Here is a 15719-nt window from a genome sequence, read left to right as displayed (position 1 = left end):
CATGTCGTTACCTCTGCAGCCATCTCCTTGTAACCGCAGCCTTGGGGATGCGTCCGTGCGTTTATTTCTTAATCGGGTAGCCCGGCGCGGGGGGCAGCGACTGCTCCTTCGTCTTCAGCTCCTCGAGAATCACGTCGATGGCCTTGGTGAGCTGCTCGTCGATCCCAGCGTATTCCTTCGCGGGATCGTTGTCGACCACGATGTCCGGATCGACGCCGTGACCTTCCATGATCCACCCCTCGCCGTTCACCCCGTAGCGTGAGAATTCCGGCTTGTTCAGGAACCCGCCGTCGAGGAGCGGGAGCGTGCCCCGGATGCCGACCACGCCGCCCCACGTCCGTTTGCCGATCAACTGCCCGAGGCCGTGCTTTCTAAAGCGGTAGGGGAAAATGTCCCCGTCGGACGCCGAGAACTCGTCGATCAGGCAGACCTTCGGCCCGAGAATCATGTCGGACGGGTCGGGGGTGGGGATCGTGTTCCGAGCGATGTCCACCATCGCGATCTCCCTCCGGAGGCGTTCGATGATGAGTTGCGAAACGAACCCGCCGCCGTTGCCCCTGACATCGATGATGATCGCCTTCTTCCGGAGCTGGGGGTAAAAATGCTTGACGAACTCGTTCAGCCCGTGGGCTCCCATGTCGGGCACATGGAGGTACCCCACTTTTCCGTTCGTGGCGGCATCCACCTTCCGCATGTTCTCCTCGACCCAGTTATAGTAGTAGAGGTTCGACTCGTCCGCGATCGGCCTGACGACCACCTTCCGCGAGCCCTCCCTGCCCGGCCCGGAGTTCAGGGTCAACGTGACCTGCTTGCCGACAGTGTTGACCAGCGATTCGTACAGATTTGCCATCTTGTCAGTCGGCATTCCGTTGACTTCAACAATATAATCCCCCTCGTTCGCGTTCACGCCGATTTCTGTAAGGGGGCTCCTGGCGGAATTGTCCCAATTCTGGCCTTTCAGGATTTTCTTGATCCGGTACTCCTTCGAGGCGGGGTCTCTTTCAATTTGCGCGCCGAGGAGGCCGGTCTGAACCCGCCTGGCTTTGGGCATCTCCCCTCCGCCCACGTAGGTGTGGCCGCTGCTCAGCTCCCCGATCATTTCGCCGATGATATACGTCAGGTCCGCCCGGTGGTTGACGTAGGGGAGGAGGGCTTCGTATTTCTTCCGGACGCCCGGCCAATCGACCCCGTTCATGATCGGGCTCCAGAAGAAGTCGCGCATCTGCCTCCAGCACTCGTTGTAAATTTGATTCCACTCCGCCCGCTTGTCGAGTTTGACCTCCATCCCGGAGAGATCCAGTTTGTCCTTGAGGTCGATCTTGCCCTTCGGAAGGTCGAGGATGTAATACGCGTTGTCTTTCCCGACGAGGATCTTTTTCTGATCGGCCGAAACCTCGTATCCGTCGATTTCCCCGAGGCTGGTCTCTTTCAGCTCGCCGAGGTCATACATCGAGAACTGCGCCTTTTCATCCTTGGTGCCCTGCCGGATGTAATAGAGGGCGCCGGATGTCGCGACGAGATCGCGATAGGAGGCGGCCTGCACGGGGATGCCCGCGATCCGGTCTTTCAGGCCGTCGGCGTCGACCTTTACCGTGACGGGCGCCTCTTTCTTGTCGCCCTTGTCGCCGTCTTTCTTCTCCTTGGATTCGTCCTGTTTGGGTTTCTCCTCCTTCCGCGACACCTCGTCGCTCTTCGGCTTGAAGGGCGAGTCGGCGCTCTTCGAGAGCGTCACCAGGTAAATGCGCTCGAGGTCAAGGTACGCCTGGTCGAACTCCGTCTGGCTGAAGGTGGGATTGAAATCCCGGTTGGATTGAAAGAAGAGGTATTTGCCGTCCGGACTGAAGACCGGATCGGAGGAGGAGTACCAGCCGTCGGTGACCTCGACGGTTTTCTTGCTCTCCAGAGAGTAGAGGTAGATTTTGTTCATCACCTCGGCTTCGGGTTTCACATACGCGATCCACTTGCTGTCGGGCGACCAGTGGTAATCGTTAAATTCGAACGCCTCAGCCCTGGCGACCTCCGTGATCGCCTTGGAATCGACTTCGACGTAGCGGATCCGCTGCCGGCGGTCCGCCCACATGATCTTTTTGCTGTCGGGCGACCAGAGGATCCGGTATTTGTACGTGTCCTCTCCGCTCGTGACCTGTTCCGCGGCCCCGCTCCCGTCCTGCGGCTCGATCGTGATCTCGCCCTCCCCGCTTGCGTCGGAGATGTACGCGATCCACTTTCCGTTCGGGGACCATTTGGAGTTCCGCTCGTGCACGCCCGGAGTGGCCGTCAGGTTGCGTGTCGCGCCGTACTTCGCGGGGACGGTGAAGACGTCGCCCCTCGCGCCGAATAACGCGCGCTTGCCGTCGGGGGAGATTTCATAATTCGTGACCGCGTCCCCGACCTTGACGATGCCGCCCCTGCCGCCCAGAAGATCGTCCTCGATCGAGACCGGCACCTTCTCGGCCTTCTCGGTCGCGAGATCGAGACGGTAGATGTAGCCGCCGTTCTCGAAGACGATCGCGTTGTCGCCCAGGGACGCGAACTTGCAGTCGAACTCGGTAAACGACGTGAGCTGCCTGGTCTCTTTGGAGCCGAGATCGTAGACGTAGAGGTTCATCCGCTTGAGGGTGTCGCGGTCGGAAAGGAAGTAAATCTTGTTTCCGCTCCACATCGGGATGATGTCCCCGGCGGGGTTATTCGTGATGTCCTCGGTTTTTTTCGTTTCGAAGTCGTAGATCGAGATGTCGTCCGTCAATCCTCCGCGATAGCGCTTCCAGGTCCTGAACTCCCGGAAGATCCTGTTGTAGGCGAGCTTCTTGTCGTCGGGCGAGTAGGAGCAGAAGCCCCCGCGGGGCAGGGGGAGAGGCTCGGGCAGATCCCCGTCGAGCGACGCAAGGTAGAGCCGGCCCTTAAAATCATTGAACTCGCGCATGCGCGAGCGGAAAATGACATGCTTGTCGTCGTGTTTCCAGCCCATCACGATATTGTTCGGACCCATGCGGTCGGAGACGTCGTCGCGGCCGAGCGTCGGCGTGACGGTGAGGCGTCGCGGGATTCCGCCTTCCGAAGGCATCACGTAGACTTCGGTGTTCCCGTCATACTGCCCGGTGAAGGCGATCCACTTGCCGTCGTGCGAAAATCGCGGAAACGTCTCGAATCCCTCCGAGTTCGTCAGCTTGCGCGCGACACCGCCGGTCGATCCGACCGTATAGAGATCTCCCGCGTAGGTGAACACGATCCGGTTGTCGTGAATCGCCGGAAAACGCAGGAGCCGCGCTTCCTGCTGCGCCTCAAGGCTCAGGAATGAAACGAGAAAGAGGAGGGATATCCGGAAACATGCACTCATAGAATACTCCGATCGGGTTGTTGGACGATTAGTGAACGCTTGCGATTGATGAAGCGGCGACAAGAGGGAGCGGATGGGAATGGATTTTCGGTCCTGCCGTGGTGGAAGGTACGCTTCTTCGGGTTATTTTCCTAAGAGTATACGTAAGAACATGGCCGGGAGTTACCTTGACAAAGTGCCCGGAAATTCATATTATTTAGTGTGTTTTTAGCGATTTTTCCCGTAAGCACCCCACAAGGCCCCAGGATCTGAATGACCGAGAAGAAACCGGTGCGGAAGAACGATCTTCCCGAAGGAGAGCACGAGATGGAAAACGGCGCCCCCCAGGTGCCGGGAATGAGCGATGCCGACCTGCTCGCCTCGAGGATCGCGGAACTCGAAGGGAGCGTGAGCCAGTATAAGGATCAGCTCCTCCGGAAGGCCGCCGAGTTCGACAATTACAAGAAGCGGGTCGATAATGATTACGCCTCGATCGTCCGGTTCTCCAACGAAGACCTGATCCTGAAGCTCCTTCCGGTCCTCGATGACTTCGAGCGTTCGTTTAAGATGGCCGGACGGGGAGGCGATCAGCCCGGCGCCGCGACGGGCGGAGGGGAGGATTCCTTCCGGCGGGGAATGGAGCTCATCTACAATAAGTTCAGAAAAATCCTCGAAGCGCAGGGAATCAAGCCGATCGAGGCGCTCGGCAAGCCGTTCGATCCGCATCTCCACGAGGCGCTCCTTCAGATGCCGCGGAACGACGTCCCGCCCCATACCGTGATCGAGGAGGTCGACAAGGGGTATATGCTGAACGACAAGGTTCTCCGGCATTCGAAGGTCGTGGTCGCCGCCGACAGCTCCCCGGGCGAAGAAACACCCGGCGGCGCGGGCGGGCCGGAACGGGAGGAAACGAGGTAACCGTGGCGAAGCGCGACTATTATGAGATCCTCGGCGTTTCCCGCAGCGCCAACCACGAGGAGATAAAGAAAGCGTACCGGAAAGCCGCTCTCCAGTTTCATCCCGACCGGAACCCCGACAACAAGGAGGCCGAGGAGAAATTCAAAGAGGCGGCCGAGGCATACGAGATCCTCGGAGACCAGTCGAAGCGGCAGCGCTACGATCAGTACGGGCATGAGGGGCTCCGGCAGGGAGCCGACTACCGGGGATTCTCGGACGTCAACGATATTTTCTCAAGCTTCAACGACATTTTCGGCTCCGCGTTCGGCGGCACCATGTTCGAAGAGGTCTTTGCGGGGGGGCGGGGACGCGCCCGCTCGCGCGCGCAGAGCGGCCCTCCGGGCTCCGACCTGAAAATCCGGCTGAAGCTGACGATGGAGGAGGTTGCAAGCGGGGTCGAGAAGAAGCTGAAAATCAAGCGATGGAAGGTCTGCGACACGTGCGCCGGGAGCGGCGCGAAGCCCGGGAGCTCGAAGACGGTCTGCAAGAACTGCAACGGGACCGGAGAGATCCGGCACGTATCGCGGTCCGTCTTCGGGCAGTTCGTCAACGTCTCCACCTGCCGGAACTGCAACGGCGAGGGACACATCGTGAAGGATCCGTGTGAAACCTGCTCGGGGGAAGGACGCGTCCAGGGCGAGACCACGATCAAGGTGAACGTCCCGGCGGGCGTGTCCGAGGGGAATTACATCCCTCTTCGCGGCCAGGGAAATGCGGGGCAGCGAGGCGGCGGCTCCGGCGACTTGCTCGTGATCATCGAGGAGGAGGCCCACGCGCTCTTCCAGCGCAACGGCCAGGATATCCTTCTCGATCTGCTGATCAGTTTTCCGGAAGCGGTGCTCGGGACCGAGGTCGAGGTCCCCACGCTTGCCGGCCGGTCGAGGTTGAAGATCGAGGCGGGGACTCAATCGGGGAAAATTCTCCGCATGAGGGGCAAGGGGATCCCGGACCTGAACAGCGGTGCGCGCGGCGACGAGCTTGTGCGCGTCAACGTCTGGATCCCGACCCACCTCTCGGGGAAAGAGAAGGAACAGCTGAAGGAATTCTCGAAAGTCGAGTACCTGAAACCGAAGGAAGGCGACCGCTCGGCGCATTCCGACAGGAGTTTTTTCGAGAAGATGAAGAACATCTTCTCGTAGGCGCCCGGACGAGGTTCTTTTTGCGCCGGGGAGGGAGGGCTCATGCGCTTGTTGAACGAACTGAACAGGAACCTCGGGTTCACCCCGCAGGAGGGCCGGGTCGTCCTGTTCCTTGTGGCGGCATTCCTTCTTGGAATCGGCCTCAAGGTGGTTAAATCTTCGAGGACGGAAAGGCCGGCATTTGACTACGCGGCATCAGACTCCGAATTCGAGGCCCGCTCCCGGCTTCTGGACCGCATCGACTCCTCCGGGGCGGACGAGTCCGCGGGGAGCGGATCCGGCCCGCAGAGCCGCGCGAAAAACGAATACGCCTCTCAACTACTTCCGCGAAGTATCAATATCAACACTGCATCCAAAGACGAATTGACGAGATTGCCGGGGATCGGCGAGGCGATGGCCGAACGGATCCTCGACTATCGCGAGGAGAACGGGTCGTTCTCGACGGTCGGGGAGCTGATGAATATCCGGGGGATCGGCCGGAAGAAGCTCGACCGGATCTCCCCCTACTGCACGGTGGGGCCATGATGTTCGGAACCTATGTCGCGGGCATCAGCGTCGCCGACGACCGGGCGCACCTCGCGGTGCTCCAGGTGAAGAAGGGGGACGTCCGGCTGAAGTATCTCGGGGAATTCGCGCGGGCCGGGGAGAGAGAACTCTGGTTTCTCGAGGAATTGCTTGCGGGAAAAGAAAAGGCCCTGAGGAAAGTCTCGCGGGTGTCGGTCGCGCTCGATCACGCGGAGGCCGTGCAGCACTGCTTCCCGTCGGACAGTTCGCTGAGCGGATCCGACGAGCAGGACCAGATCGTCTGGGAATTGTCCAACCTCATTCCGGCCTTCGATCCGGAAGCATACACGCGCGAAAAGCACCTCCTGCAAACCCACGCCCACCGGCAGTTTTCGGACGTGCTGGTCGTCGCCTACCGGAAATCGCTTCTTAAACATGCGGAAGCGTCGCTTCGATCGAAAAACATCGGCCTGGAGGACGTGGGCACGAATCATTTCGGGGCCCAGCACGCCCTCTTTCTCGCGAACCCCGAAGTCAAATCGAAAATGGTGGCGCTGGTGCACGTCATGCGGAATCGTGTCGATGTCGGGTTGATCAACCGGGGAAAGCTGATACACTACCGGACCGCCCGGGCCGAGTCGGCGCCGGCCGTTTTGGATGTCCTGGCGGACCGACTGAGCTCGTTTTCCGTTTCGGACATCTTCCTTCACGGGCCGGCGGTGAGCCCCGGGTTGACGGAAGAGGCGGGGAAGAGATTTGCATCGGCGGTGACGAACCTGAACCCGTTCAGGGAAATGAAAGTCGCTTCCTCCTTCGGCGAGTTCGACTCCTATCGGGGCAAGGAGCATCGCTTCGCCTCCGCGGTGGGGAGCGCGCTGAGGAGCCATTGAGAATCATCACGGGAAAATACAAGGGGCGGAGGCTCCTGGCGGCGCCCGACAAGAGCATCCGGCCCGCGATGGACGTGGTGAAGGGGAGCATCTTCAATTCGCTCCAGAGCCGGTACCCCATCGGAGACGCGCGGGTCCTGGACCTGTTCGCGGGGACGGGGAGCCTCGGTTTCGAGGCTCTGAGCAGGGGGGCGGCGGAGGTGACCTTCGTGGACGACCAGACTTCGGCTCTCGACGTTATCGAGGAAAACGCCCGCAACCTGGAGTGTCTCGAACAGTGCACGCTGGTCTGCGACGATGCTCTGGCGTTCGCCCGCCGCGAGAAGGGAGAGTACGGACTCGTGTTTGCGGACCCGCCCTATGCGTACCCCGAGACGCCGCTTCTTCCGGGCGCGATCTTCGAGCGGGGGTTGCTCGGGAAAGCCGGATTTCTTATCATTGAGCATGCCAAACGGACGGAGTTCAGTCTCTCCCCGCTCTACCGCCTCGCGCTGCGGAAAGAGTTCGGCGCCACCCATCTCAGTTTCTTCGTTCATGCGTAAGTCCAGGAAGGGTCCACGACCATGAGGATTGCGATTTATCCCGGGACATTCGATCCGATCACGAACGGGCACATCGACGTCGTCGAGCGGGCGAGGGAAATCTTCGACCGCGTCGTCGTCGCCGTGGCCCGCACGACCTCCAAAACGCCCCTCTTCACGGCGGCGGAGCGGGTGGAGATGATTTCGGAATCGCTCGGCCGGTTCAAGAATGTCGAAGTAGACAGCTTCGAAGGGCTGCTCGTCCGGTACGCCCGATCGAAGAAAGCGACGGCAATCGTGCGCGGGCTCCGGGCCGTGTCCGATTTCGAGTATGAATTCCAGATGGCGCTCACGAACCGGAAGCTCGACGGCCGGCTCGCGACCGTCTTCCTGATGCCCCATGAAAAGTACACGTACCTGAACTCCAGCATCGTCCGGGAACTCGCCCTTTTGGGCGGAGACGTGAAGGAGTTTGTCCCGCCCGGCGTCCGGCGCCGGCTCGCCGCACGGATGAGCTCCGTGAGGAGAAAGTCGCGCCCGGGGTGAAGTCCCTTTCCCACAAAGTCCAGCGGATCGAAGAGTCTTCGACGCTCGCGTTCACGCAACTAGCGCGCCGGATGCAAACGGAGGGGGTCGACGTCGCGAACCTCACCGCGGGAGAACCCGATTTCCCCACGCCCCCGCACGTCAAGATGGCGGCGGTTCGCGCGATCGAGGAGAATTTCACCCACTACACGGCAAACCAGGGAATCCCCGAGCTGCTCGCGGCCATCGCCGCGAAATTCGAACGGGATAACAACCTGCGCTTCGGGAAATCGCAGATTCTCGTCTCGTGCGGGGCCAAGCACTCGATTTACAACGCGCTCCAGGCGATCTGCAACGCGGGAGACGAGGTGGTTATCGCCGCTCCCTACTGGGTGACCTATCCCGAAATTGTGAAGCTGGTGGATGCGCGTCCGGTGATCGTCTCCGCTTCGCGCGAAGCGGGCTTCAAGATTTCGGCGGCACAGCTCAGGAAGGCGGTCAACGCGAAGACGAAGGCTTTTATCTTCAACTCGCCGGGCAACCCGAGCGGCAACGCCTACACGCAGGGGGAGATCGAGGAGCTGGCCGACGTGGTGAAGGAGAGCGGCATCTTCGTGATCTCGGACGAGATCTACGAAAAGGTGATCTATGACGGCGTGCGGCATTTCAGCATCGGAAGCATCAGGGCGATCGCCGACCAGGTCATCACGGTCAACGGCGTGTCGAAGGCGTATGCGATGACGGGGTGGAGGATCGGGTATCTGGGAGCGGCGGGGCCGGTCTCCGAGGCGGCGGCGAAGGTGCAGAGCCAGGTGACGTCGAATGCCTCCTCGGTCTCGCAGCGGGCCGCGGCGGTGGCGCTGTCGGCGCCGGAAGGCGACGTGGGGGAGATGGTGAAGGAATTCAACCGCCGAAGGGATTTTGCGTACCGGGAATTGTCGCGCATCCCGGGAATCGAGTGCCATGAACCGAAGGGGGCGTTTTATCTCTTCCCTTCGATGAAGACGGTCCTGGGAAAACGGATCAACGGCGCGCTCATCAGGGACGATATGGACCTTGCCCACTTCCTCCTGCGCGAGGAGCACGTCGCCGTCGTCCCCGGAGGGGCCTTTGGCGCCAAGGACCACCTGCGTCTCTCCTACGCCTGCTCGATGAAGGAGCTGGAGAAGGGGCTTGACCGGATCGCTTCCGGATGCAAGAAACTGCGCGAGGCGTTCTGAGGTCGACTCGCGCCACGATCGCTCTATTGTAGAGGCTGCAGAAGAAGAGAAACACTAACGGGATGAACGATGCCTACGTACGCGTACCGTTGTAACTCGTGCCAGCACGAGTTCGAAGAGCTTCAAAAGTTTTCCGACCCGCCGTTGGTGACCTGCCCGGTCTGCCACAAGGATTCGCTTGTGCGGATGATCGGGGGCGGCGCCGGCCTCGTCTTCAAGGGGAGCGGATTCTACTCGACCGACTATAAGAAGAGCTCTGCGGGCTCCTCTCAGGATAAGAAAGCGCCGGCTTCCGACAAAAAGAAAGACGCGGCGCAAGAACAAAAAGGTGATACGAAACCGGAGAGTATGCCGGAATCGAAATCCGAGTCGAAGCCTTCAGGGGAGAGCGACAAGAAATCGGGCGGAGATTCAAGCCCGTCATCCTAACGCATCCCGTTCCCACGCTCCGCGTGGGACCGCAGCCTGAAGGCTGCGGCTACCCAATGGACTGTCATCCCTAGCACATTCGCTTCGCTCAGTGTAAACTCCGCGAAGGATCTCCCCGGTTACCGAAGCCTCTCCTGCGTTTTCGTTACCCCGCTCAGAGCCATATCGTGAGCCCGGCGCCGACGGAAAACTGATTGTATCCGTAGCGGTTCACCGCATCCTCAGGATCGAGAGTGACCTGCATATACTGTCCGGCGATATTCACGAGCGCCTGGCCCGCGATCGGCGCCTTGATCCCTCCCCGAAATCCCCAGCTCGCCCCGTGTGTCTTCGACCCGTCCGATTCCTCCGTATAACCGATCAGGCCTTCAATAAACGGAAACCCTGCATTCTCGGTTTTGAAGTTGTAGGCGGCATTGAAGAATAGATTCACCTGGCTGAACGAGGACCCGCTCCCGCTGACAACATTGACACCGAACGGATCGACGCCGATCTCCACTCCGTCGGCCACGAAATAGCCGAACGTGGGGGAAAAGGAGATGACCGTATAGTTGTTCCCCGAAACACCGTTACCGACCGGCGTGATGCTCTGGAAGGAGAAAGTTCCGCCGAGCTCGGCTACCCCCTGGTTCGCAAATTGCTTCTGGCCCTGGGCGGGGGACGGTTGGGACAAGAGGAGGGCGGTCGCGAGGAGAATCAGCGCCTGCAGACTCGTATTCCGGTTGATTGTCATGACTTGCTCCTTTCTGAAGTGAATTGAGGCGTTCTATGCATGACTCAGCTATCTCACCGTTCCGGTTGAGGTCTTTCTTCACGAACAATGGCATCCCCGTGAAAGTTCGCAGTTCCCACGCTCCGCGTGGGCCCGCAGCCTAAAGGCTGCGGCTACCCGTTCCCACGCTCCGCGTGGGAACTACAATTTTGCCGCCACTACCACAACCCCCTTGACTGCATCCAGCGTTCGCCCGTCCGAATCGCGCGCCTCCAGGAAAACGACATAAATCCCGATCCCGGCCTTGCGCCGGTCGTCGTCGAAACCGTCCCAGATCAACTCGCCTTTCGGTCCGCTCGGCTCTCCGTCCGCCAGGATCCGGATCAACCTTCCCCTGGAATCAAAGACCCTGGCGCGTATGACCGCGCTCCGGGCCGGTATCGAGTAGCTCATGATTGTGGCGTCCTCGAACCCGTCCCCGTCGGGTGAAAACGGATTCGGCGAAAATGAAATCGAACCGCCGGGCGCCGGGGCCGGAGTGAAGAGTGTGTTTGTTCTTCCCGGCGTCCCCCCGAGAGGGGAAGCGCTGGTGCTCCAGTTGCGCGGGTCGTTTCCCGCCAGGCCGGGGTTGATACGCTCGAGCGACCGCCCGCCGGGATCGTCCAGGTTGGGGTTCTGCCACCCCGGGAGGTAATGGACGCTGTCGATCGTCGTCCCGGTCGCGTCCGTCACTCTCACCTCATCGCCTGAATTATTGAGGCTGAACGCGCCCGGTTTGATTGCGACGTGAGAGAATTCAGAGGCCAGGTAGGGGAAGCGCGAGAAGAGGGAGGAATCCGACCCGATGACGGCATACTCTCCGGGACCGATGACGAAGGCCGAGCGCGCGATCACGTGCGCGCTTCCACCGACTCCGCCCGCATCATAGATGCTCCAACCGTGAAGATCGACGGGCACGGGGCTCCGGTTCAGGAGCTCCGCGTACTCGCAGTTTCCGGGGAGGGGGTCGTACATGATTTCGTTAACGATAAGCGTGGCGCGCGCGAACGCGACGGAGAGGGTTTTTCGGAGCAGGTCGTTCGACGCATTCCGGTCGCCCGGCAGCCGTACGACCGCGATGATGGTTCTGTCGCCATTGGTCAGATTGCGGAGGGTCGATTCTACCGCGAGCGTCTCTCCCGGTTGAAGCGCGCGATCCGAGACCGGGGATCCGAAGAGTTCTTCGATCCCGGGGAGCGAATCCGCGTTGGCGTCGGCGTAGAAATCGACCTTGAGGTTTCCGATCGCCGAGGTGCCGGCGTTCCTGATCGTCGCTCTGACCCCCACCGAATCGCCGGCGCGCGGTATCGCCGGGAAAAAAACCAGTCCGGTCACCGCGGCGTCAAACGCCGCCCTTGCCGAGATCACGACGTCATCGAACCGGATCGTACCGGTCGAACCTGTTCCATCCCCGAGAATATTCCACCGTATGCGGACGGAGGTCTGGCCGACCAGGATTTCGGGAAGCCGGTACGTGCGTGGAACGTAAGAGGTTACGCCTGCGTTTTTCAACGTATCGCCGATCCGGATCCCGAATGAGGCGCCTCCGTCGGTCGAAGCCTCCACGAGCAGACCGGAATTATGGCTGGCCGAACGCCGCTCGTAAAAAGTCAGGCTGTCGGGTTCCCGGTCCGTGAAATCCAGGACCGGAGCGGCGAGGGTCTGTGAAAGCGTCGCATTCGTGCTTACCACTGCGGTCGATTCGGAGAAGGGGACCGAGTGTGTCGTGACAAAATCGCCCGCAGCTGAGCGGTTGGAAGTAGTGACCCACCCGGCAGGAAGGGCGGGAAGTAAAACCGTGTCGAAATTCTCCCTGAATGGAAACTGTCTGATCTGGGCCTGGGCGATCCCGATGAGTGTGACGAGCAGGAATACATATAGAGTGCGCATACCTCCCCCTTTTGTTGTAACAGGTGAATGTGTTGCCCGGGAGGCGCGCCGTGTGCCGGCAGGATGGTGCTTCAATCTGGAGCGACCTCGATTCGGAGGTCAATGGAATGATACCTCTTTTGCCGTCGATATGCAATAACCGGTTTGAAATGAAGGGTTTTTGATTGATGAACGTCACGGCTTCTTTCTAAATTTTTTTATATATTCCTGCTGAATTAAAGGCTGCAATCGAAGGCCCCATTCCAGGATTCTCATTGATTATCCGCCTCCTCATAGCTTCGGTTCTCGTTTTGGCTTGCCCTCGCTCGGTGAGGAGCCAGGCATCGGGAGATACGTCCCTCGCAGTCGTGCTGTCGCGGGCGTATGCATCGCTCGCCGCCCACTCGCCGGATGCGGCGGCGCTCTTCGAACGCGCTGCGGCTATGGATTCGACGAACGTGCTCGTCCGGATGCAGCTTGGATACCTCTATCAGTCCCAGAAGCAGTACGATCTGGCCGCCGCGCATTTTCTTGCCGCGGACCGCTTCCACCCGTCCGATTCAACCCGGCTCCAGGCTGCCTACGCTCTCTCCTCGGCAGGCCGGAAGGAAGAATCGGACGCCCTGCTCCAATCGCTCCGGGATAGCCGTTATCCCGACATCCGCGATGCGGCAAACAGCCAGCTCGCCGCCTCGTCCCCGACCGGCTCGGCGTCCGACTGGTGGACCCGCGTTTACGCGGCGCCCTACTACGACACGAGATGGAATACGACCTTTTTTCAATTCAACCTTGAGCGGGGATACTCGCTCACATCCGACCGGAAGCTGGGCGCGTACGGCACGGTCATGTATTCGGGCGACGCGCGGTCCGGCGGCGGACAAGTGCCTGTGATTTTCTCCGACAATTCGCTGATCCTGGGGCTGGGGTTGCGGGCGCGTCCGTTGACCGGGCTCTCCGTCAGCGTCCAGGAGGGGATTGCCTTCGACGTGGTTTCACGCCCGACTTCATCGAGCCCGCGAAACGATTTCAGGGCCGTCGCGGTCTACTCCTACGGGATCTACGCCCCGTTCAACGTCCACCCGGAGGTGAAAACACCTTTTTACCCGTGGGCGGACATGTATAGCTCGTTCGGCTACTACTCGCGCTACGAGGACGGGATCGGGTATCTGCAGGGGCGTCTCGGGCTCCGCGTGCTTGAGGTGTCGAAGACGGCGGGCGACGTCTATCTCCGCGGAGATCTCGTCAGGGACACGGAAAAACTGTTCTACAACAATGAAGTCGAAGGGAGCGTGGGACTCCGGCTGATCCCTGACGTGGATTGGGGATTTTATCTCGCCGCCGAGTTTCACCGGGGGACCTACTGGGACGTAGGCGGGCCGCCTGTGCCGTACGACTCGTATTACAGCTCGTTCAGATTTTTCCTCATCTTCGACCGGACGTTCTGACCCATGCTCGATTGGCTGATAGAATTCTTCCGTTCATCGTATCACGTGCTCTATGTCGCGACCTTCATCGTGGCCGCATTCCTGTTTGTCAGCGGGCTGGACGACGTCTTCATCGACCTCTACTATTGGTTCCACTATCTCCTGAACAGAAAGAGCTTCACGAAGTACACACGCGAGTCACCGGAAAAACTCCACGAGGTGGAGGAAAAACCGATTGCGATCTTCGTTCCCGCCTGGAACGAATTCGACGTCATCGACAAGATGCTTCTGAACGCCTGCCGGACGATCCAGTACAAGAACTACGACATTTTCGTGGGCGTTTATCCGAACGACCCGGAAACGATCAAGCGGGTGGAGGAGGTCAGCGGGTTGTTTCCGAACGTCCATGCGGTCGTGTCCACCCATCCGGGTCCTACGACGAAGGCGGACAATCTCAACCAGATCCACGAAGGGATGATCCGGTGGGAGAACAAGACGGGCGTTCGCTACGACATCGTTCTTCAGCATGATTCGGAAGATGTCATCCACCCCATGTCTTTGAAGATTCAAAATTATCTCATCCCCGAATATGACATGGTTCAGATGCCGGTGTTTCCCCTGAACATGTCGCACACGAATCTTGTCCATTGGGCGTATGCGGACGAGTTCGCCGAATACCATACCAAGGACCTCCACGTGCGCCAGCGCTTCAGCGGGTTCGTCCCCTCCGCGGGGGTGGGCACCGCGTACAACCGCTGGCTGATCGAATTCGTCGGCACCTCGTACGCGAAGAACATCTTCCGGTCGAAATCGCTCACGGAGGATTACGACCTCGCTCTCCGCCTGGCGCTCGGGAAAGCGAAACTCCTCTTCGTGCACGACCCGTTCGGGATCAATTGCGCGACGCGGAGCTTTTTCCCCGACAAGCTCGGCGCTTCGATCCGTCAAAAGAGCAGGTGGGTGACGGGCATCTGCCTGCAATCCTGGAACCTGATCGGGTGGAAGGGGGATGCCAGGTTCCGCTTCGTCCTCTACCGCGACCGCAAGGCGGTGATGACAAACGTCATCAACTTTTTTGCCTACCTCGTCATCCTTTATTTTATGGCGTACGAGGCAATACGGTTCGGCTTCGCCCCGCAGCACCAGCTTCCGCCGATCGTCGTGAAGGGGACGATGCTGTTCGACCTCGTCGTGCTTGATACGTCGCTCATGTTATGGCGGATACTACACAGGTTTGTGAGCGTGCGGCGCGTGTACGGACTCTGGGCCGCCACGCTCAGCATCGTGCGGCTGCCCATCTCGAACATCGTCAATTTCAGCGCGACCGGGAGGGCGCTGTTCATGTTTTACCGTGCGAGGATGAGGAAGCGGGACCTCAAGTGGGAAAAGACCGACAACCGTTTCCCGACTGCCGTGGAGCGGGCAACGCGATGAGGCATGGTTCCTTCGTCCAGGAGGTAGAAGCAAGCGTATCCCACCAATCCGAAAGAGGAGTGTCATGACAAAAGAGACTCGCGTGCTGTATGTGGACGACGAAGACGCCCTGAGAGAGCTTGTCAAAAATCAGCTCGAGGGGGAGGGGTTCAAGGTGGAAACCGCCGATGACGGCGACACGGGTATCGACATGCTCGGGAAGCACACGTTCGACGTGGTGCTCCTGGACATGCGGATGCCCCGCGTGAACGGGATCGAAGTGCTGAAACATATCCGCGGAAAAAAAATCACCTCCCGTGTCATCGTCCTGACCGCCGTCGACGACCTCTCGGTCGCCATCGAGGCGGTGAAAAACGGCGCGAACGATTACATGACGAAACCGTACGACCTCACCTCCCTGGTCAGTTCCATCCGGAGGGTGCTCTCGAAATAGCCCTCGTTCCGCCGCTCCGCGGCGGAATGCATACCCGGACGCTCCGCGTCCGAACCTGGTCGCGGCGCAGAGCGCCGCAAATCTGCGTTCCCACGCAGAGCGTGGGAACGAGAATAAAGAATGTCGCTCGCCGCGCTCTCCACGCCCCGTTGGATTTCACTCCATTTTTTCGTACCATACGCATGCCCTTGAGGTCAAGTCCTGTGCGACGGAAAGCCTCCGAACCCCGCCAGATCCGGAAGGAAGCAACGGTAGGAAGTCATTTCCGGGTGACACGGGTTAGCTTGACCTCTTTTTTTTGATATCA

Annotated in this window: 14 protein-coding genes and 1 other RNA gene; 12 read left to right on the top strand and 3 right to left on the bottom strand. The window is 60.0% G+C overall.

Annotation, left to right across the window (positions count from 1 at the left end; genetic code table 11):
* Positions 1 to 61: 61 nt before the first annotated feature.
* A complete protein-coding gene (locus VI215_02410) occupies positions 62 to 3337 on the bottom strand; it encodes a PDZ domain-containing protein (GenBank protein ID HEY6191160.1) in 3276 nt (1091 codons plus the stop codon).
* A gap of 252 nt (positions 3338 to 3589) precedes the next feature.
* On the opposite strand from VI215_02410, the gene VI215_02405 reads away from it, so the two are divergent.
* From VI215_02405 to VI215_02370, 8 genes are all read left to right on the top strand, one after another.
* Complete coding sequence (locus VI215_02405) at positions 3590 to 4234, top strand: nucleotide exchange factor GrpE (protein ID HEY6191159.1); 645 nt, start codon at positions 3590 to 3592, stop codon at positions 4232 to 4234.
* A 2-nt stretch (positions 4235 to 4236) separates the two neighbouring features.
* Entirely contained in the window at positions 4237 to 5412 is a 1176-nt protein-coding gene (gene dnaJ, locus VI215_02400; GenBank protein ID HEY6191158.1) for a molecular chaperone DnaJ, read from the top strand.
* A 42-nt stretch (positions 5413 to 5454) separates the two neighbouring features.
* Positions 5455 to 5937: a helix-hairpin-helix domain-containing protein gene (locus tag VI215_02395; GenBank protein ID HEY6191157.1), complete on the top strand. Its 483-nt coding sequence runs from the start codon at positions 5455 to 5457 to the stop codon at positions 5935 to 5937.
* Positions 5934 to 6806: a hypothetical protein gene (locus VI215_02390; protein HEY6191156.1), complete on the top strand. Its 873-nt coding sequence runs from the start codon at positions 5934 to 5936 to the stop codon at positions 6804 to 6806. The genes VI215_02395 and VI215_02390 overlap by 4 nt, the downstream gene beginning before the upstream one ends.
* The gene (rsmD, locus tag VI215_02385) at positions 6803 to 7348 is read left to right on the top strand and encodes a 16S rRNA (guanine(966)-N(2))-methyltransferase RsmD (protein ID HEY6191155.1); all 546 of its coding nucleotides are present in this window, start codon (positions 6803 to 6805) and stop codon (positions 7346 to 7348) included. Before VI215_02390 ends, rsmD begins: the two co-directional genes overlap by 4 nt.
* Before the next feature lie 21 nt (positions 7349 to 7369).
* Positions 7370 to 7873: a pantetheine-phosphate adenylyltransferase gene (coaD, locus tag VI215_02380; GenBank protein ID HEY6191154.1), complete on the top strand. Its 504-nt coding sequence runs from the start codon at positions 7370 to 7372 to the stop codon at positions 7871 to 7873.
* Complete coding sequence (locus VI215_02375) at positions 7870 to 9072, top strand: pyridoxal phosphate-dependent aminotransferase (protein HEY6191153.1); 1203 nt, start codon at positions 7870 to 7872, stop codon at positions 9070 to 9072. The genes coaD and VI215_02375 overlap by 4 nt, the downstream gene beginning before the upstream one ends.
* A gap of 69 nt (positions 9073 to 9141) precedes the next feature.
* Entirely contained in the window at positions 9142 to 9501 is a 360-nt protein-coding gene (locus VI215_02370) for a zinc ribbon domain-containing protein (GenBank protein ID HEY6191152.1), read from the top strand.
* A 154-nt stretch (positions 9502 to 9655) separates the two neighbouring features.
* On the opposite strand, the gene VI215_02365 is transcribed toward VI215_02370, so the two are convergent.
* The gene (locus VI215_02365) at positions 9656 to 10234 is read right to left on the bottom strand and encodes a hypothetical protein (protein HEY6191151.1); all 579 of its coding nucleotides are present in this window, start codon (positions 10232 to 10234) and stop codon (positions 9656 to 9658) included.
* 180 nt (positions 10235 to 10414) lie between these two features.
* A complete protein-coding gene (locus tag VI215_02360) occupies positions 10415 to 12142 on the bottom strand; it encodes a lamin tail domain-containing protein (protein HEY6191150.1) in 1728 nt (575 codons plus the stop codon).
* Between the two features lie 254 nt (positions 12143 to 12396).
* Here VI215_02360 and VI215_02355 point away from each other — a divergent pair, with 254 nt between their 5' ends.
* The 4 genes from VI215_02355 (at position 12397) to ffs (ending at position 15705) form a co-directional block, all read left to right on the top strand.
* The gene (locus tag VI215_02355; protein ID HEY6191149.1) at positions 12397 to 13566 is read left to right on the top strand and encodes a hypothetical protein; all 1170 of its coding nucleotides are present in this window, start codon (positions 12397 to 12399) and stop codon (positions 13564 to 13566) included.
* A gap of 3 nt (positions 13567 to 13569) precedes the next feature.
* The gene (locus VI215_02350; protein HEY6191148.1) at positions 13570 to 14979 is read left to right on the top strand and encodes a glycosyl transferase family protein; all 1410 of its coding nucleotides are present in this window, start codon (positions 13570 to 13572) and stop codon (positions 14977 to 14979) included.
* Positions 14980 to 15043: 64 nt separating this feature from the next.
* Positions 15044 to 15412, top strand: coding sequence for a response regulator (locus VI215_02345; GenBank protein ID HEY6191147.1), 369 nt, complete (start codon positions 15044 to 15046; stop codon positions 15410 to 15412).
* 192 nt (positions 15413 to 15604) lie between these two features.
* Positions 15605 to 15705, top strand: an RNA gene (gene ffs, locus VI215_02340) — signal recognition particle sRNA small type.
* Positions 15706 to 15719: the final 14 nt, after the last annotated feature.

It is taken from the genome of Bacteroidota bacterium (assembly GCA_036522515.1).
Classification (GTDB): domain Bacteria; phylum Bacteroidota; class Ignavibacteria; order UBA10030; family SZUA-254; genus VBOC01.
This window is presented reverse-complemented; position numbering and strand designations above follow the sequence as displayed.